Below are 19324 nucleotides of genomic sequence, written 5' to 3' on the forward strand. Positions count from 1 at the left end.
GATGAATTTAAAAGAATTTGAGATTAATTTTGATGATGGTTTAAAGCCATATCCTAGTGGCACGATAGAAAGTAGATCTACATGTTTCCATGGTAGGCATCTTTCTCCTCAAATTTTTGCTGGAATTACTGGTTGTAATTGGAGAATAGAGGATTATTTAGCTAGGAATGGCTATGATTCTATAAAAAAAATTATACATTCTAAAATGTCTCCTAGTGATGTAATAGAAGAGATTAAGTCATCTGGATTGAGAGGTAGGGGAGGAGCAGGATTTCCGACTGGTTTAAAATGGAGTTTTATGCCAAAGAATTCATCTACTCAGAAATATCTAGTTTGTAATTCTGATGAAGGTGAACCAGGAACCTTTAAAGATAGAGATATATTAAGATTTAATCCACATATTGTTATTGAGGGCATGATTATAGCAGCTTATGCTATGGGCATAAGCATTGGGTATAATTACATTCATGGTGAAATTTTTGATGTTTATAAGCGTTTTGAAGAAGCTTTAAATGAAGCTAGATCATATGGTTTTTTAGGTGAAAACATATTAAATTCAAACTTTAGTTTTCATTTATATGGAGTACATGGCTATGGTGCTTATATTTGTGGAGAAGAGACTGCTTTATTAGAATCTCTAGAAGGTAAAAAAGGAAGACCTCGTTTTAAACCACCATTTCCTGCTAATGTTGGATTATATGATTGTCCAACAAATATTAATAATACTGAAACATTTGCTGCTGTTCCTTGGATTATATTGAATGGTGCAGATAAATATTTAGAATCTGGAAAAATTAATAATGCAGGAACCAAGATATTTTCTGTTAGTGGAGATGTAGAGTTTCCTGGTAATTATGAAATTCCACTTGGTACACCATTTTCTGTGCTTTTAGATCTTGCTGGTGGTGTTGTTAATGGTAATAAATTAAAAGCTGTAATTCCTGGAGGATCAAGTTCACCCGTTCTTCCTGCAGATATAGTTATGAATTGTAGTATGGATTATGATTCCATATCTAAGGCAGGATCTATGCTTGGTTCTGGTGCTGTTATAGTTATTGATGAAACTAGGTGTATGGTAAAGTCTCTTCTAAGATTGTCATACTTTTATTATGAAGAGAGTTGTGGGCAATGCACTCCTTGCAGAGAAGGAACAGGTTGGCTATATCGCATATTATCTAGAATTGAGAAAGGTGATGCTAATGTTGACGACTTGGAATTATTGAATTCTATTTCTCATAATATAATGGGTAATACAATTTGTGCTCTGGGAGATGCAGCAGCTATGCCTGTGATAAGTTTTTTAAAACATTTTAAACATGAATTTTTGTATCATGTAACACATAAATCTTGTTTAGTAAAAAAATATTTGTAGAGTCTGAAAATGCAAATGATAGAAATAACCGTTAATGGTGAAAAAATACGAGTGCCAAAAGGAAGTAACCTTATTCAAGTTACTGAAAAACTTGGTTGTTATGTGCCACATTTTTGCTATCACAAAAAATTGTCAGTTGCTGCAAATTGCCGTATGTGTTTAGTAGAGATAGAAAAAACACCTAAGCTCATGCCTGCTTGTTCTACTATAGCAAGTGAAGGAATGGTTATATATACTGACTCTAAGAAAGTTAAGGAAGCACAAAACTCTGTTATGGAGTTTTTGCTAATTAATCATCCTCTTGACTGTCCTGTCTGTGATCAGGGAGGTGAGTGTCAGTTACAAGATTTAGCTGTTGGTTATGGTAAGAAAAAGTCTCGTTATTCTGAAAAGGAAAAAAGAGTAGTTTTTCATAAAAATTTTGGTCCTTTAATATCTGCTGAAGAAATGAGCCGTTGTATACACTGTACTCGTTGTATACGTTTTGGACAAGAAATAGCAGGAATAAAGGAATTAGGCATGCTTGGCCGTGGTGAGAATTCAGAGATATCGACTTTTCTAGGTAATTATGTAGAGTCTGAATTATCAGGTAATATGATAGATATATGTCCAGTTGGAGCGCTTACTTCTAAGCCTTTTCGATTTAAGGCCCGTACTTGGGAACTAGCTAGGAGAAAATCAATTAGTCCTCATGATAGTTTAGGTACAAATTTAATAATGCAGATTAAAAATAATCAGGTTATGAGAGTTGTTCCTTTTGAAAATGATGATGTTAATGAGTGTTGGATAACAGATAGAGATCGTTTTTCTTATGAAGGATTAAACAGTACTGATAGATTATCTTCTCCTATGTTTAAAGACGACAATGGTGATTGGAAGGAGTTATCTTGGGAAGAAGCATTAGAAAAAATTGCTTATAATTTTAACTTAATAAAAAACAAATATGGTGAGCAGCAAATTGCTGGTATAGCTTCTGAGTATTCTACTCTAGAAGAGTTTTATTTATTTAAAAAATTATTGAATAATATAGGATCTAATAATGTCGATTTTAGATTAAGGCAAAATGATTCTAATTTAGATAAAGTTTTTAATGGTATCCCTTGGTTAGGGTGTTCTTTAGAAGAGTTAGAAAAATTAGATATTTTACTAGTAGTAGGATCTGACTTAAGGAATGATCATCCATTAATAGCACATAGACTTCGTAAAGCGGTTAAGCGTGGAGCAAAGATTTTTATATTAGATAGTTACCAGTCAAATCAATTTATTAATATTTCAGGTAGAATTACTGTTATTCCTTCACAGCTTCATTTGTTATTAGCAGAATTATGTGTAATTTTGTCAAAGAATATGTCTCAAGATATTCCAAGAGAATTTGAAAAATTGTGTCTTACTGATAACAAAGTTTTATTTGCTATTGCACAAGAGTTATTAGATAGAAATAAGAGGTCAGCTATTTTATTGGGTAATATGGCTTTATCAGTTCCTAATGCATCAAAGTTGGTGGCAAATGCAGGTTATGTTGCTGATATTATTGATTCTAATATTGCTTTTCTTGGCAATGGAGCAAATGCTATTGGTGGTTATGTATCTAACTTCCTTCCTGAGAAAGGAAAATTAGTAAATGATATTTTTAATAGTTCATTGAAATCCTATATAGTTCTTCACTCTGACCCATATTTAGATATTGATAATGGAGCAAATGCTTTAAAAGCTATAAATAGTTCTGAATTCTCAGTTGCGTTAACTCCTTATTTCTCTTTTGCTAAAAAATGGGCAAATATAATACTTCCGATATCTCCTTTTAGTGAAACTTCAGGAACATACATAAATTCTCAGGGCATCGTGCAAAGTTTTAAAGGTGTAGTAGCTCCTTTTGGTAAAACTCGACCTGCATGGAAGGTTTTTTGTGCTTTAGGTAAGTTATTAAATATCTCTGGATTTAATTATGAAAGTTCTGATGAAGTTAAACAGGTTGTTTTAACTAATTGTGACTTGAAAACTAGTCTATCGAATAGCATCGACCTTTCTTTTATAGGCATAGATAATCTGTCTAGTAAGTTTGAAAGAATTCCTAACGTTCCAATATATAGGTCAGATGTTATTGTAAGAAGTTCTACCTCTTTGCAAAAGACAAAATATTCACAGCCTCCAGTTTTAAGGCTTAATAGCTGTTCATTAAAACAGTTAGGTATTTCCAATGGTGAAATGGTGAAGATATCTAGTAGTAGTGATAGTATAAAATTAGCTGTGATGCATGATGATTTTGTTCCAAATCAAGGCTTATATTTGCCAGCCGCATTTGAAGAAACAGCTTCTTTAGGTTGCTCTTTTGAAGATATTAATGTGGAGAAATTATGATATCAGAATTGATTTTTATAAATTTCTTAAATAGTAATATATATTTAGTTTTATACACTATATTAAAAATATTCGCTATTATGCTTCCTGTAATACTTTGTGTGGCTTATTTAACATATTGGGAACGTAAATTGATTGCATCAATGCATGCTAGGCTTGGTCCTAATAGAGTTGGTTACGGAGGGCTTCTTCAACCATTTGCTGATGTTTTTAAACTGTTAACTAAAGAAGTTATTATTCCTAGTGAATCTAATAAGGTTCTTTTTTTAATTGCTCCCGTTATTACGCTCATGCCAGCACTAGCTGCATGGGCTGTTATACCTTTTGGTCCTGATATTGTTTTAGCTGATATTAATGCTGGTTTATTATATGTGATGTCTATAACTTCTTTAGGTGTTTACGGAGTTATCATAGCTGGTTGGGCATCAAATTCAAAATATGCTTTATTAGGTGGCTTGAGGGCTTCTGCTCAAATGATATCCTATGAATTAGCTATTGGGTTTGTATTAGTTACTGTTTTATTAGTTTCTAGAAGTTTGAATATGAGTGATATCGTTAATATTCAAAACAAAGGTTTTTTTTCTGACATAGGATTGTCTTTTTTATCTTGGAATTGGTTGCCACTGTTACCTCTATTTGTTATATATGTCATTTCATCTGTTGCTGAAACAAATAGACATCCTTTTGATGTTGTAGAAGGAGAATCTGAGATTGTTGCTGGTCATATGGTTGAATATTCAGGAGTTTCATTTGCAATATTTTTTTTAGCTGAATATGCAAATATGATTTTGTTATCATGTATGGCTTCAGTAATATTTTTAGGTGGGTGGTATTCCCCACTTAATTTCTTTCCTTTTTATTTAATACCTGGATGGATTTGGCTTTGGATAAAGACATTTTTTATAGTATGTTTGTTTATATGGTTTAGAGCTTCTTTCCCAAGGTATAGATATGACCAAATAATGAGACTTGGTTGGAAAATATTTATACCAATTACAGGAGTGTGGTTTTTGGTAGTTGCTATTTGGGTTAGAACACCATGGAATATATGGTATTAGTTCTTTTATGATAAGAGGGATTTAATGAAGTCTATAGGAAGGTTTTTACGTAGTCTTATGCTTGTTGATTTCTTGAAAGGAATGTTTATAACAGGTAAATATTTTTTTAAAGGTAAAAATACGTTGATCTATCCGTATGAGAAGACTCCTATTTCTCCAAGATTTAGAGGATTGCATGCTTTAAGGCGTTATCCAAATGGAGAAGAACGTTGTATTGCTTGTAAGTTATGTGAGGCTGTTTGTCCAGCTATGGCTATAAGTATAGATTCTGAGCAAAGGGAAGATGGTACAAGACGTACTACTAGATATGATATTGACCTTACTAAATGTATTTTTTGTGGTTTTTGTGAGGAAAGTTGCCCTGTTGATTCCATAGTAGAAACGCATTTTTATGAATATCATGGAGAAAAAAGAGGTGATCTTTATTTTACAAAAGAGATGCTTTTAGCTATTGGCGATAAATATGAATCTGAGATTGCATCTAGAAAAGCTCAAGATGCTTTGTATCGTTGATTATTTTCAGGATTTTAAAAAATGAGTTTTGTTGATTTTCTTTTTTCTTTTTTATCTGTTGTAGCATGTCTATCGGCAGTTTGTGTTGTAATAGTTAGAAATCCTATTGTTGCTGTTATGAGTTTGATATTGGTATTCATAAACGTTTCCATGATGTGGATGCTATTAGGCTCAGAGTTTCTATCATTGATATTAGTATTGGTTTATGTTGGTGCTGTTATGGTTATGTTTTTATTTGTCGTGATGATGATTGACATTCATAATCTTAAGGAAGATTTTAGTCTAAATAGATATATTATTTTTGGTTTTTTTGTTGGGTTTGTTTTAGTTATAGAAACAGCTATGATATTATTTGCGACATGGAATAAAAGTTTTTATATGCCTATGAGTAATTATTGTTCTAGTATGACTAATTCTTTTTCTATTGGTTATGCCATGTATTCTGATTATTATATCTTTGTTGAAATAGGTGCTGTAATATTATTGGTAGGGATGATATCTGCGATTGCTTTAACAATACGTACTAGAAAGGATAAAAAAACAAATGAAGTGGATGTTGCTTTAAAGGCAGATCCAGCTAGCAGGTTGATTATGGTAAAGTTTCCTAAAAATATAAACAATTATTATACTAATGGTGTTTCTTCTAAAGAAGGAAATGAATAATGTTAACCTTGTCATATTGTCTTATTGTTAGTTCTATTATTTTCTCTATAGGTTTGGTTGGAATTTTTATAAATAGAAAAAATCTAATTGTTTTGTTAATGTCTTTAGAATTGTTATTGTTATCAGTTAATTTTAACCTAGTTGCATTTTCTCGATTTAATAGTGATATATCAGGTCAAGTTTTCGTGTTTTTTATTTTAACAGTTGCAGCTGCTGAAGCAGCTATAGGATTGGCATTGTTAGTCTTATTATTTAGAAATTCAGGTGTTGTAGATTCTAATGCAATTAGCAATCTTAGAGGATGAAAAATAAAAGATGAATATTTTTTCATTAAATTCTAATATTTTTCTAGTTATATCTTTAGCACCTTTATTTGGATCAATACTGTCTGGTTTGTTTGGAACTAGCTTCTTTGGTAAACCTATCTTAAATAGAAAAATTACTCATATTATTACAATATTTGCAGTTTTTATTTCTTTTATCGGATCTGCAATTGTAATAACTGATATTATCAATAATCATAATTCTTATGAATATGTTTTGTATACTTGGAGTGTTATAGAAGATGTTGAATTAGAAATAGGTTTTTTAATTGATATATTATCTGCACTTATGATGGTGATAATAACATCAATCTCTTTGATGGTTCATATTTACTCTATAGGTTATATGTCAGACGATCAAGGTTATCAGCGTTTCTTCTCATATATTTCTTTATTTACATTCGCAATGTTGATGTTAGTTATGTCTAATAATATGCTGCAATTGTTCTTTGGATGGGAAGCTGTAGGACTAGTTTCTTATTTGCTAATAGGGTTTTGGTATAACAAGGAATCTGCAATTGTAGCAAATATGAAGGCTTTTTTAGTTAATAAAGTAGGCGATTTTGGTTTCATATTGGGTATAGGTTTATTATTTTCTTATACTGGCACAATGAATTATTATGAGATTTTTGATAAAACAAATGGTTTGGTTGGTAAAGTTATCGAAAATGATGTTATTTTTTCTGGATGTTCTATTATTACTGTGGCTTGTTTTTGTTTGTTTGTGGGGGCAATGGGAAAGTCAGCACAAGTTCCGTTGCATGCTTGGTTACCAGATTCCATGGAAGGTCCTACTCCAATTTCAGCATTAATACATGCAGCTACTATGGTTACTGCTGGTATTTTTATGGTTGCTCGTTTTTCCCCTATTTTTGAATACTCTTCAGTTGTTTTATCATTTATCATCCTAGTAGGATCTGTTGGAGCTTTGTTTTTAGGTATATTAGGTATTGTTCAGCATGATATTAAAAAGGTTGTTGCTTATTCTACATTATCGCAACTAGGGTACATGACAGTAGCTTTAGGAGTATCCTCATATTCTTTAGCAATTTTCCATTTGATGACTCATGCATTTTTTAAAGCTCTTTTATTTTTAGGAGCTGGTTCTGTTATTTTAGGTATGCATCATAATCAGGATATTAGATATATGGGTGGGTTATATAGGTATATGCCTATAACCTGGATAACTTTTCTAATAGGAACTTTATCTTTAGTTGGGACTCCTTTTTTCTCTGGTTTTTATTCTAAAGAATTGATATTAGAAGCAGTGAAGAATTCTGATATTTATGGTTCGTCTATTGCATATTATTTTTTACTTATTGGCATTTTTGTTACATCTGTATATTCTTTTAGATTATATTTTCTAGTTTTCCATGGTTCTTATAATGAAAAAAATCATCATTTAGATGAACATAAAACGCTTAGTAATAATTTGGATGACCATCATCCAAAAGAGTCCTCTATTGTTGTGACTATACCATTATTATTATTATCTATTCCAGCTATGTTCATAGGATATATTTTTGCTGATAGGTTTTTATTTAATGGATTATTTGATAATGTTATTACTATAATTCCAGATCATTTATCTTTTTATAAAGTGTCATTAAATTGGCATGGTAGCCTAAATTTTGCTTTGCATTCTTTAACTTCTATGCCTTTTTTATTAACTATAAGTGGTGCTATTATTTCATGGTATTTATTTTTGATTAATACAAATCTGCCTGTTGTAATTAAGAATAGGTTTTCCTTGATTTATAAGATATTACAAGAAAAATATTATTTTGATTTTTTATATGGAAAAATTGCGGCAAGTGCTTATTATATAGGATTGTTTTTTTGGCAATTCTTTGATCAAGTCTTAATTGATAAGTTTCTTGTGAATGGTTGTGCAAATATTGCTTGTTTTTTTTCAAAGATTAGTAAGAAATTACATTCTGGTTTTATTTACTATTATTCTTTTTCCATGACTATGGGTATTGTTTGTTTGGTAACATTTTTTGTATTTATTCGATGATTACAATGTCTTATACATCTATTCCTTGGCTTTCTTTATCTATTTTTACACCAATTGTTTTTGGTTTTATTATTTTGGCTGTAGATAGACGTAATCAGCTTTATATTAAGTTGATATCATTATTTGGTTCTATAATTAGTCTTTTTATTGTTTTATCTATATATAAGTTATTTCAAATAGATAGTTCTTTATTTCAATTTGAGGAGAATTATTCTTGGATAGAAACATTTAATATAAATTATCATTTAGGTATAGATGGCATATCATTATGGTTCCTAATACTAAATTCTTTCATGACAGTTATAGTAATTTTATCTTCTTGGGAATCTATAAAGAATAATATTTCACAGTATTTTGCAGCCTTTCTTATTCTATCAGGTTTAATTAATGGAGTTTTTGTTTCACTAGATGGCATATTATTTTATGTGTTTTTTGAAACTACTTTAATTCCTATGTATCTAATTATAGGTATATGGGGAGGTCCTAATCGTTTTTATGCTTCTTTTAAATTTTTTTTATATACTTTATTAGGCTCTTTATTGATGTTTATTGCGTTAATTTATTTGCGTAATATTTCTAATTCTTCTGAAATTATTAATTGGTATTCAATAAATATTCGTTATATTGATCAAGTACTTATTTTTATGGCATTTTGGTTAGCTTTCGCTGTAAAAATACCTATGTGGCCAGTTCATACATGGTTGCCTGATGCTCACGTAGAAGCTCCTACTGGTGGATCTATTATTTTGGCTTCTATTATGCTTAAGTTAGGGGCTTATGGTTTTTTACGTTTTTCACTGCCCATATTACCTGATGCATCTAAAGACATGTCTATTTTAATGATATCATTATCTTTGATAGCCATTATATACATAGGGTTTATTGCTATAGCACAAAGAGATATGAAGAAATTGATAGCTTATTCTTCAATTGCTCACATGGGTTTTGTTACTTTGGGGATATTCATATTTAATAAGGCAGGGATGGAAGGTGCTATTTTACAAATGATTTCTCATGGTTTTGTTTCTACTGCGATGTTTTTTTCTATAGGGGTTTTATATGATCGAACTCACTCTAGATTAATATCTGACTATAGCGGCCTCGTCAATGTTATGCCTACATTTGTAACGTTTTTTGTATTTTTTTCTATGGCAAATTCTGGCTTGCCAGTTACTAGTGGTTTTGTTGGTGAGTTTTTTGTTATTATGGGCTCTATAAAATATAATTTTGTAGTAGGCATATTAACGGCATTATCTTTGGTTCTTAGTGCATCTTATTCTTTATGGCTAGTTAAAAGAATTGCTTTTGGCAAAATTAATAGTAGTACTGCTTCTAATAATTTATCAGATGTTAATAAAAGAGAATTTTTTATATTTTCTTTATTAGCAATATTAATTTTATTTATGGGGATTTATCCCAAGATATTTACAGATGTAATTCATCTTCCAGTAGAAATTTTATTAGATCAATTATCTATAACAAAAATATAACAAAATTTTAAAATGAATATGATTAACTATAATAGTTTTATTCTCATCCTGCCTGAGATTTTATTGCTCTGTTCTACTTTGATAATACTTTTGATAGATCTTTTCAAAAGAAATCATAATATTACATTTATAATAAGTTTGTTGGTGTTATTTATATCAACTATTTTTCTTATAGTTATGCAACAGTTTGATTTTGTCGATAGGATATTTAATGGGTCATTAGTAATAGATAATTTTTCTCAATATTTAAAAATATTTCTTTGTATTATTACTTTTACTTCTTTTGTTTATAGTAGAGCCTATGTAAAGGATTTTAATATTTTATCACAAGGTGGTGAGTTTTATTATTTAGCTTTATTTTCTCTACTTGGTCAAATGATCATGGTTTCTTCTGGAAATTTGCTATCTATTTATTTAGGGTTAGAATTAATGTCTTTGCCCCTATATACAATGATAGCTATGCGTAGAGATTACTCTAAATCAATAGAAGCTGCTTTAAAATATTTTATTTTAGGTTCTATTGCATCAGCAGTTTTACTATATGGGTTTTCTTTAGTTTATGGTATTTCTAATTCTTTGGAATTAGTTGACCTATCTGCATTTGTTCAAGGTGCAATTGGCACAAAAATTGTTATTTTTTCTTTAATATTTATATTAGCTGGCCTTTCTTTTAAGCTTGGGGTCGTTCCTTTTCATATGTGGGTTCCTGATGTTTATCATGGTTCTCCTACTATAATTACATTATTGATTAGCACTGCACCAAAAATAGCTGCTTTTGCTGTTATGATAAGAATTTTATTTAATTCTTTTGTTGCATTTTATCTAGATTGGCAATCTATAATGATAATATTCTCAATCTTATCATTAGCAATAGGAAATATAGCTGCTATATTGCAAACTAATTTCAAAAGAGTGTTGGCTTATTCTACAATTTCTCATATGGGTTTCATCTTGTTAGGGCTTGTAGGAGTTGAGCCTTTAGAAGGATCGGTTGCGTATGTAGATGCTATTTTTTATATAATTAGTTATGTTTTAACTAACATGGCTATTTTTGGCTTATTAATGTTTTTCTCACGTGCTAGTTTTGATTGTGAGAATTTAGATGATTTAAAAGGTTTAAATCAAGTAAGTCCTATAATGGCTTTTTTGATGTTGATTTGTATGTTGTCTTTAGCTGGCTTACCTCCTTTTGTAGGGTTTTATGCCAAATTTTCTATTTTGCAGAATTTGATAAATTCTAATCATCTATATCTTGCTATTTATGCTGTTTTATTTTCTTTAATTGGAGCTTTTTATTATTTGAGAGTTATTAAGCTTGTTTATTTTGATAACTGTAATAACAATTTATCTCTGATCAAATTAAATAATTCTTATCATTCTCTAGTTTTTAAGAATTTATTAATTTTTAATGTAGCATCTATTATAATTATTAGTTTTTTTCCAGATATCTTATTTGATTTATGTGCTCAAATGACTATTATTTAATGTAGCTGTTATTGTTTAAATAATTTAATATATTAAATAATTCATTGATCTTCGATTTATAATCTTTATTATTTAGCAGAAAAATTTTATTATCACTACTGAGCTTTATGTTTCTATTATTTTTTGTTAGAGATATTATTTTTTCTATATCTGCACTTGTGTTTTCTTCAAAAATTAAAATAATACGATTATTTTCTACGATGAGTTTTTTTATGTGTAATTTATCGGCTAATATTCTCAGCTTATGAGTGATAATGAGATTTTCTGCTGGATCTGGTAATTTACCAAACCTATCTTCTATTTCATATTGTATTTTAAGTATCTCATCTTCATTATGAGCATGAGATAATCTTTTGTATAACGCTAATCTAGCGGATATATCAGGACAATATTCAGATGGTAGAATAGATGAGACACCTAGATTTATTTCGCAAGATGCTGGTATAGTTAAATGTGTTAGGTTTGTTTCTTTTCCATCTTTTATTTTGGCTATAGCTTCAGACAGCATTTCGTTATATAAAGAGTATCCTATTTCTTGTATATTTCCAGACTGTGATTCTCCTAGAATTTCTCCAGATCCTCTAATTTCCAAATCGTGAAGAGCTAAATAAAAACCTGATCCAAGATCCTCCATGTTTTGGATTGCATTAAGTCTTTTATTCGCCTGGCTAGTTATTGACCCTTCATTAGGAATTAATAAATAAGCATATGCTTGATGATGAGATCGTCCTACTCTACCTCTTAATTGATGCAGCTGTGCTAATCCAAAAGTATCAGCTCTATTAATTATAATAGTATTGGCATTTGGTATATCTATTCCATTTTCTATTATGGTTGTACATAGTAATACATCATATTTTTTTTGACAAAAATCTTTCATAATATTCTCAAGATTTCTTGCCAACATTTGGCCATGAGCAATAGCAACTTTTATTTCTGGCAATAATTGTTCTATTAAGTCTTTTTTATTATGTATTGTAGAAATTTCATTATGTAGAAAATAAACTTGTCCTCCTCGCCTTATCTCGCGTCTTATAGCTTCTACAATAATGCTATTATCTTGATATCTTATAAATGTTTTTATTGGAAGTCTTTTTTGTGGCGCTGTTGTAATAATTGAGAAATCTCTTATTCCTTCTAACGACATACTTAGAGTACGAGGAATAGGGGTTGCAGTCAGCGATAATACATCAACTTCAGATCTAATATTTTTGAACATTTCTTTTTGTCTTACGCCAAATCTATGTTCCTCATCTATTACTACAAGACCTAGATTTTTAAATTTAATTTCAGATGATAGTATTTTATGTGTGCCTATAATTATATCTACAATACCATCGTTTATTGCAGAGATAGTATGTAATATTTCTTTGCGTGATTTCATTCTAGATAATTCAGATATTTTGATTGGCCAATTTGCAAATCTTTTACTAAATGTTTGTGTATGTTGTTCTGCCAATAATGTTGTAGGGCATAGTATAATTACTTGTTTATTATTTGAAACAGCAATAAAAGATGCCCTCAAAGCTACTTCTGTTTTTCCGAAACCTACGTCTCCGCATACTAATCTATCCATTGGTTTTTCTAAAGACATATCTTTTAAAACAGACTGGATAGCTTGTTCTTGATCAATAGTTTCTGTAAATTCAAAATCTTCTACAAACTTGTTATAGTCATCATTATTTGATAAGAAGGCATGTCCTTTTTTTAAAGCTCTTTTAGAATAGATATCTAATAACTCAGCTGCTGTATCATGTATTTGCTGAATTGCTTTTTTATATTTTTTTTCCCACGTATCTGAGCCTAATTGATGTAGTGGGGCATTTTCTGGGTCTATTCCTATATATCTAGAAATTAAATTTAAGTTAGTAATAGGCACATATAAATTAGTTTTTTTTGCATATTCTAAATGTAAGAATTCCATTTGATCTTGTCCTACATTCATATTAACTAATCCTTTGTATCTTCCAACACCATATTGATAATGTACGACAGGATCTCCTATGGATAGTTCAGCTATATCACGAAAGTTAGCTTCTTGACTTTTTTTATTGATCTTATTTTTTTTATAATTTTTCTCATTATATGTATTGGGATATAAATCATTTTCTGTGATAACAGTTAAATTTTCTGAAATATATTTGAAACCATAATTTATAGGTGCTATTGTTATCCCTATTTGATCTGCTGAATTAAAAAAAGATTCAATATTTTTATGAGATACTATATTTATTTGTGAATTTGTTTTTAATGTATTTGTTATTATTTCTTTCCTAGAATTTGCATCTACACATATAATAATTTTTGATTTCTTGTCTCTAATAGTCTCTTTTATGCTTTTTACTATATTTAAATTGTTTTCTAATATAGAAATATTAGGAATTTTTTCAAATTCGTCATTCTGCTTTAAATTAATAGATAAATGTTTAAAATTATTTATTTTTTTGTAAAAATTTTCTTGATCAAGAAAAAGATCCTCTGGCTTAAGGATAGGTCTTTCAATATCATGTTTTAAAAAATTATAACGATCTTGAGTGTCTCTTGAGAATTGTTCTATAGTTTCATTGATATTTTCTAATGTTATAAATAAAGATTCTTTTTGTAAGTAATCGAAAATTGTAGTTTTTTCTTCAAAAAATAATGGCAAATAGTATTCAATTCCAGGAAATATATTTGATTTACTAATATTCTTATAGATCGAGTACTTAGAAGGATCTCCTTCAAAGTATTCACGAAATTTTGAACGAAAATAATTTATTGATTTTTCATCTACAGGGAATTCTTTTCCTGGTAGTACTTCTATACTTTCAATGTAGCCTGTGCTACATTGTGTTTCTATATTAAATGTCCTAATAGATTCTATTTTGTTGTCTAATAAATCTAATCGATACGCTGTTGATGAGCCCATTGGAAATATATCTATAATACTACCTCTGATGCAAAATTCACCAAAGTCTGCTACTTGGCTAACTTGTTTATAATTGGCAATTTTAAATTGATTAAGCAAGTTTTCTTCATTAATAAAATCATCTTTTTTATATATAAAACTATATGAGGCTATAAAATCAATAGGAGATATATAATTAATAACTGCATTTATAGGTATAACTAAAACATCAATGTTATTGTTTAGTAACTCGTAAAGAGTTTTTAATCTTTCTGAAATTAAACTTTGATTTGGGGAAAATATATCATAAGGTAAGGTTTCCCAGTCTGGCATATTAAACACGCGTAGTTTGGAGTAGAGTACCCCTATCTCTCCAGCTATTTGTTGAGATTCCAGAGAGTTATGCGTAACTATTATGATTGGATATTTATAATATTGTTTAATATTGCCTACTAGAAATGATAAACCTGAACCGTAAGGTTTTCCGTATTGATATTTTTTATGATTATCTAATTTAGATAGTAATTTTTGAATTGTGTATGGAGTATTTTTCGTATTAGAGAGATTCACTTAATTAATACCAATTATTAATAATATATTAAAATATGAAATCCAATTCCTTAGATATTAGGATTTCATTATCATTTTTAGTAAAAGATTCTTACAATATTCGTAATGTTATATTGTAGCAAAACAACATGCACGTATTTTAATAAAAATTTTTCATAAATTAAATTTATATTAGATTGCGATTTAAATTAATTTGAATATAGGAGTAAATAGATATATTGCATATATCTATTTATAAAAATAGTATTCTATTTGCAACATATGGTTTTTGATTATTAAATTTATTGATTAAAACTCTTTATAAGAGTCTTATGGTTTTGTTTGTTAGTAAATTTATAATTTAATCTTTGCAATTTATTCTCATAAATTGCAAAGAAGGTTTTACATTTATAATGTATCCTCACCTATTCCTCTATTGCAAGGACACAACTCTTTAGTTTGGAAACCATCCAATAGTCGTAGTATTTCTTCAGGATTACGTCCGACACTTAGATTATTGACAGAAACATGTTGTATAACGTTGTCTGGGTCTATTATAAATGTAGCACGCAAAGCAACACCAGCATTTATGTCTCTAACTCCTAGTTGGTCTATTAGTGAGCCTGTCATATCAGCGAATTGATAATGGCTAATTTTACTAAGTCCAGGATGTTCTCTACGCCATGCTAATTTTACGAATTCATTATCTACAGAACCACCCATAAGCACTGCATTTCTATCTTCAAATTCTTTAGATAATTTATCAAATCCCATTATTTCTGTAGGACAGACAAACGTAAAATCTTTAGGATAGAAGTATATAACTTTCCATTTTCCAGGAAATGAACTTGCTGTAATTTCTTCGAATGCAGAAACTCCATTTTCTTCATGTTGTGTAAATCCTGGTTTTACTCCCATCACTTTGAAGGATTCTAACTCTTCTCCAACTGTCTTCATAAAAACTCCTTTGAATAATACAGATTATAATTTTTAAATTATTTTAATACAAGTTTAATTAATTTTTATATCATAGAACATTACATAAGTGATAAATTGTTATTTTAGTTACTAAAAATCTAGAATAACATTTAGATACTATTGCCTAATCTAAACCTATTAACTTTTATAAATTTTTCATGGTACATATCTGAAATAAATTATTATGAACAATAAGATTATTAATTTGTTAGCTATGGAGTCTTCTACAGAGGTTTGTAGTGTCTCTATAATATCTTTTGATTTAAATGGAGTTGTTAAAGATCTAATTTCATCAAAAATTTATAAAGAAAACCTGCCTTCTGAGCATATAATACCTACTATAGAATCTATTCTATCAGAAAGAAAATTAGATAAGAGTGAATTATGTGCAGTTTCATTTGACCAAGGCCCCGGTAAATTCACAGGTATCAGATTATCTTGTAGTATTGCAAAGTCTATTGGCATGTTTCTAAATATACCAATCATACCTGTAATTTCTTTATATTCTATGGCTTATCAAGCACAAATTGAATCTCCAGATGACTATAATATCATAATATCATCTATGGATGCTAGAATGAACGAAGTATATATAGCAGCTTATCTGGTATGGCCTTCTACTAGTAGTAATTGTAAGACTTTATTCGAACCTAGTCTTATTTCTGTTTGTGATCTATCATTATGGTTATTATTTCATGTCAACCAATGGAAATCAGTTTATAAAAAAAATACTGTTATATTAGTTGGTGATTCATGGCGTATTTATGAGTCTGAATTGAGAATACCAGAAGATAGCATTTATTTTGGTATTGCTAACCCAGATTCAGCTATCATAGCTATGATAGCAAGGGATTATTTCCTTGACACAGCAAAAACATTTGAGGATATTGAACCTTTTTATATAAGAAATAAAGTTGCCTTTACAAGAAATGAGTTGCTGCATAATAAGGGAGGAAATCCGCAAGCAGGTTCTTTTCTTTCAGAAATGAATATAACTAAAATGACTATTAGTGATATTAAAGATGTTGTATTGTTAGATGCTAAGGTACAGTTGTCCTCTTGGACTTATGGTAATTTTCAAGATTGCCTTGATGCTGGATATATTTCTTGTATAGTTAAGTATAAAGGAAGTCTTCTAGGTTTCTTTGTTATGATGCTTGCTCCTGATGTTGCTCATTTATTGCGCATTGCAGTTCATGAGGATATTCAAAATATTGGTATTGGTTCTAAATTATTAGATGAATGCATCAAAATTTCTAAAGATAATGGATTAAGTAGTATCATAATAGAAGTTGGAGAGCATAATATAAATGCTGTAAATTTTTATAAAAAACATGGTTTTGCTAAAATAGGTATAAGAAAAAATTACTATATTCTCGAGAATTCTAAAACTGAACATGCAGTTGTAATGGAAAAAAAACTATGCAAATAAAATTGTTATGCTATTTTACTTAAAGAATAAGAATTCAGTCAGTTATATACAGCGTATCTTATTAAAAGAGATAGGTGTACGTATTGTTTCTGAAGAATCTAGTCTAAATAGATCAAAGCATAAGGAGAAATTTTTGAAAATAGACAATCCGTCTATAGAAGAGAATATATCTAATGATCATCGGGCAAATAAAATTAATTCTAATAATTTTGACATACTAAAAAACGTAGTAAATAAATGTCAGTTATGTGACCTTTGTCATTCTAGGAAGAATGTAGTTTTTGGTTCAGGAAATATTACTCAATGCTCATGTTTAATAATAGGAGAAGCACCAGGAGAACAGGAAGATGCTACCGGAATTCCATTCGTAGGAAGATCAGGAAAACTTCTGGATCAAATGCTTAATGCAATTGAAATTCATAGAGATAGAGAGACTTTTATTACAAATATAGTTAAGTGTAGACCACCTGCTAATAGGAATCCAAAACTTGAAGAATTAGAATCATGTCGACCTTTTTTGTTAGAACAGATTGATTTTTTGAAGCCAAGTAAAATTTTAGTTTTGGGAAAGTTCGCTGCCAACGCTGTTTTAAATAACAGTTTGAGTATAAGAGAACTTAGAGGCAAAGTTCACTATTTTTCTTCTGGCAATAAATCAAATGATATTCCTGTTATTGTTAGCTATCATCCTGCATATTTATTACGTAGGCCAGAAGAAAAATCTTTGGTTTGGGATGATCTTTGTTTATTAAAGAGTGTATAAAACTAGTTTTGTTCTTCTTTATCTAAAATTGCTAATAACTTCCTATATAATTTTTTGTTTATATGTATATACAATAGACAATAGGACATCGATATACTGACTATCATTCCATATATAATAATTATATTATCTATATCTACATTAAACCAAACAAGCATAGTGTAAAAACTTATCATAACAAGTATATTTAACTGCTCGTTAAAATTTTGAACAGCAATAGAATGGCCAGCAGATAATAACTTATAACCTCTATGTTGTAGCAATGCATTCATTGGAACAACAAAGAAACCAGCGAGTACTCCAGTGATAATTAGTAATAGATAGGCATTTATTTCTGTTTGTATAAAAGGCATTAATAACATCAATAGTCCCATCGTTATTCCTATAGGTATAGTTGATAATGCTTGACTTAACCTGAGATATTTTGCTACTGCTGTTGCTCCTATTATTGTTCCTATTGCTACACTTCCTATAAGTATAGAAGTTTGGTCTATGGAATATCCAAGATGGATTTGACCCCATTTAATAACTATTAATTGTAAACTTGCACTTGCTCCCCAAAAAACAGTCGTAACAAATAGTGATACTCTACCTAATTCATCTTTGTATATTACCAATATGCTTTTATAAAAATTTCTAAAAATTTCAATTGTATTTTTATGCTGTATTGTATATGTAATATTTGTTTTTTTTATCATTAGATTAAATATAGAAGCAGATATATATATATGTAATATAACAAACACTGCCATTTCTGATGAGGAACTAGTAAAATATGATAGGTATGTTTGATTGATTAAAAAGCTTGATGTATTAGGAGTGATAAGGTATCCACCAAGACAGGTTCCTATTATTATTGATAATACTGTTAGGCCTTCAATCCAACTATTACCTTGTACAAGCATTTTTGGAGGAAGTATTTCAGTTACTATGCCATATTTTGCTGGTGAATATATTGCAGCACCTATTCCTACTAGGCTATAGGATAGTGATACTAGATATATTTTTACATCTAAATCAAAATCTAGTGTTGGAATAAAAATTATTAATAAGCAACCTAGCATTTTAATTAGATTTGAATAAAACATAACATGACCTTTTGGAAACTTATCAGATATTATGCCAACAAATGGGGCTAGGACAACATAAGATAAAGCAAATGACCATTTCATAAGTGGAATGACCCAAGCTGGGCCATTGAGTTCTATGATTAGTGATATAACAGCTATGAATAAAGCATTGTCTGCCAATGATGAAAGAGCCTGTGCAGCCATGATAATATAGAATTCTTTTTTCAAAAATCTTCCTCTAATTTTTTTAAACTTAGATTATATAATATATTTAATAATAATTATTATTAAATATTGCTCACAAGTTTTGCTTTGTATTGTAATTCAGGTTTAAGATGGTTTTTAATTTTGTTAAAGTAATAACAC

At 29.3% G+C, this 19324-nt stretch carries 14 protein-coding genes; 11 read left to right on the forward strand and 3 right to left on the reverse strand.

The window, feature by feature from the left end:
- Nucleotide 1 precedes the first annotated feature (1 nt).
- From nuoF to nuoN, 9 genes are read left to right on the forward strand one after another with little or no spacing between them, the layout of a single operon-like run.
- On the forward strand, nucleotides 2-1372 hold the full coding sequence (gene nuoF / locus CKCE_RS00600; protein WP_015238377.1) for an NADH-quinone oxidoreductase subunit NuoF: 1371 nt from the start codon (nucleotides 2-4) through the stop codon (nucleotides 1370-1372).
- 15 nt (nucleotides 1373-1387) lie between these two features.
- Nucleotides 1388-3730, forward strand: coding sequence for an NADH-quinone oxidoreductase subunit NuoG (nuoG, locus tag CKCE_RS00605; RefSeq protein ID WP_041572076.1), 2343 nt, complete (start codon nucleotides 1388-1390; stop codon nucleotides 3728-3730).
- On the forward strand, nucleotides 3727-4788 hold the full coding sequence (gene nuoH / locus CKCE_RS00610; protein WP_015238379.1) for an NADH-quinone oxidoreductase subunit NuoH: 1062 nt from the start codon (nucleotides 3727-3729) through the stop codon (nucleotides 4786-4788). Before nuoG ends, nuoH begins: the two co-directional genes overlap by 4 nt.
- 24 nt (nucleotides 4789-4812) lie before the next feature.
- Nucleotides 4813-5301 carry an NADH-quinone oxidoreductase subunit NuoI gene (gene nuoI, locus CKCE_RS00615; RefSeq protein WP_015238380.1) on the forward strand — a complete coding sequence of 163 codons (489 nt, stop codon included), beginning with the start codon at nucleotides 4813-4815 and terminating at the stop codon, nucleotides 5299-5301.
- Nucleotides 5302-5322: 21 nt separating this feature from the next.
- Entirely contained in the window at nucleotides 5323-5964 is a 642-nt protein-coding gene (locus tag CKCE_RS00620) for an NADH-quinone oxidoreductase subunit J (protein WP_015238381.1), read from the forward strand.
- A complete protein-coding gene (gene nuoK, locus CKCE_RS00625; protein WP_192810990.1) occupies nucleotides 5961-6269 on the forward strand; it encodes an NADH-quinone oxidoreductase subunit NuoK in 309 nt (102 codons plus the stop codon). The genes CKCE_RS00620 and nuoK overlap by 4 nt, the downstream gene beginning before the upstream one ends.
- A gap of 10 nt (nucleotides 6270-6279) precedes the next feature.
- Nucleotides 6280-8304: an NADH-quinone oxidoreductase subunit L gene (gene nuoL / locus CKCE_RS00630; RefSeq protein ID WP_015238383.1), complete on the forward strand. Its 2025-nt coding sequence runs from the start codon at nucleotides 6280-6282 to the stop codon at nucleotides 8302-8304.
- A 5-nt stretch (nucleotides 8305-8309) separates the two neighbouring features.
- Nucleotides 8310-9794: an NADH-quinone oxidoreductase subunit M gene (locus tag CKCE_RS00635; protein WP_015389130.1), complete on the forward strand. Its 1485-nt coding sequence runs from the start codon at nucleotides 8310-8312 to the stop codon at nucleotides 9792-9794.
- Nucleotides 9795-9806: 12 nt separating this feature from the next.
- A complete protein-coding gene (gene nuoN, locus CKCE_RS00640; RefSeq protein ID WP_192810987.1) occupies nucleotides 9807-11279 on the forward strand; it encodes an NADH-quinone oxidoreductase subunit NuoN in 1473 nt (490 codons plus the stop codon).
- On the opposite strand, the gene mfd is transcribed toward nuoN, so the two are convergent.
- Nucleotides 11272-14736 (reverse strand): transcription-repair coupling factor, encoded by a 3465-nt coding sequence (gene mfd, locus CKCE_RS00645; protein ID WP_015238386.1) that lies wholly within the window; start codon nucleotides 14734-14736, stop codon nucleotides 11272-11274. The two genes, nuoN and mfd, sit on opposite strands and share 8 nt — an antisense overlap.
- Nucleotides 14737-15123: 387 nt before the next feature.
- Nucleotides 15124-15672 carry a peroxiredoxin gene (locus CKCE_RS00650; protein ID WP_015238387.1) on the reverse strand — a complete coding sequence of 183 codons (549 nt, stop codon included), beginning with the start codon at nucleotides 15670-15672 and terminating at the stop codon, nucleotides 15124-15126.
- Nucleotides 15673-15877: 205 nt separating this feature from the next.
- On the opposite strand from CKCE_RS00650, the gene CKCE_RS00655 reads away from it, so the two are divergent.
- Together CKCE_RS00655 and CKCE_RS00660 are read left to right on the forward strand one after the other, a co-directional pair.
- Nucleotides 15878-17125 (forward strand): bifunctional tRNA (adenosine(37)-N6)-threonylcarbamoyltransferase complex dimerization subunit type 1 TsaB/ribosomal protein alanine acetyltransferase RimI, encoded by a 1248-nt coding sequence (locus CKCE_RS00655; protein ID WP_015238388.1) that lies wholly within the window; start codon nucleotides 15878-15880, stop codon nucleotides 17123-17125.
- A gap of 7 nt (nucleotides 17126-17132) precedes the next feature.
- Nucleotides 17133-17888, forward strand: a complete 756-nt coding sequence (locus tag CKCE_RS00660; RefSeq protein ID WP_015238389.1) for a uracil-DNA glycosylase — start codon at nucleotides 17133-17135, stop codon at nucleotides 17886-17888.
- Nucleotides 17889-17890: 2 nt separating this feature from the next.
- On the opposite strand, the gene lplT is transcribed toward CKCE_RS00660, so the two are convergent.
- On the reverse strand, nucleotides 17891-19186 hold the full coding sequence (gene lplT, locus CKCE_RS00665; protein ID WP_015389128.1) for a lysophospholipid transporter LplT: 1296 nt from the start codon (nucleotides 19184-19186) through the stop codon (nucleotides 17891-17893).
- Nucleotides 19187-19324: the final 138 nt, after the last annotated feature.

The sequence above is a fragment of the Candidatus Kinetoplastibacterium crithidii (ex Angomonas deanei ATCC 30255) genome, assembly GCF_000319225.1.
Taxonomy (GTDB): domain Bacteria; phylum Pseudomonadota; class Gammaproteobacteria; order Burkholderiales; family Burkholderiaceae_B; genus Kinetoplastidibacterium; species Kinetoplastidibacterium crithidii_B.

What these genes read in the sequence shown, in the direction of transcription:
- CKCE_RS00620 (WP_015238381.1), top strand. Translation starts at nt 5,323, where the DNA reads ATGAGTTTTGTTGATTTTCTTTTTTCTTTTTTATCTGTTGTAGCATGT.
- nuoN (WP_192810987.1), top strand. Translation starts at nt 9,807, where the DNA reads ATGAATATGATTAACTATAATAGTTTTATTCTCATCCTGCCTGAGATT.
- CKCE_RS00655 (WP_015238388.1), top strand. Translation starts at nt 15,878, where the DNA reads ATGAACAATAAGATTATTAATTTGTTAGCTATGGAGTCTTCTACAGAG.
- CKCE_RS00650 (WP_015238387.1), bottom strand. Translation starts at nt 15,672, where the DNA reads ATGAAGACAGTTGGAGAAGAGTTAGAATCCTTCAAAGTGATGGGAGTA.
- CKCE_RS00635 (WP_015389130.1), top strand. Translation starts at nt 8,310, where the DNA reads ATGTCTTATACATCTATTCCTTGGCTTTCTTTATCTATTTTTACACCA.
- nuoF (WP_015238377.1), top strand. Translation starts at nt 2, where the DNA reads ATGAATTTAAAAGAATTTGAGATTAATTTTGATGATGGTTTAAAGCCA.
- CKCE_RS00660 (WP_015238389.1), top strand. Translation starts at nt 17,133, where the DNA reads ATGCTATTTTACTTAAAGAATAAGAATTCAGTCAGTTATATACAGCGT.
- nuoH (WP_015238379.1), top strand. Translation starts at nt 3,727, where the DNA reads ATGATATCAGAATTGATTTTTATAAATTTCTTAAATAGTAATATATAT.
- nuoL (WP_015238383.1), top strand. Translation starts at nt 6,280, where the DNA reads ATGAATATTTTTTCATTAAATTCTAATATTTTTCTAGTTATATCTTTA.
- nuoI (WP_015238380.1), top strand. Translation starts at nt 4,813, where the DNA reads ATGAAGTCTATAGGAAGGTTTTTACGTAGTCTTATGCTTGTTGATTTC.
- nuoG (WP_041572076.1), top strand. Translation starts at nt 1,388, where the DNA reads ATGATAGAAATAACCGTTAATGGTGAAAAAATACGAGTGCCAAAAGGA.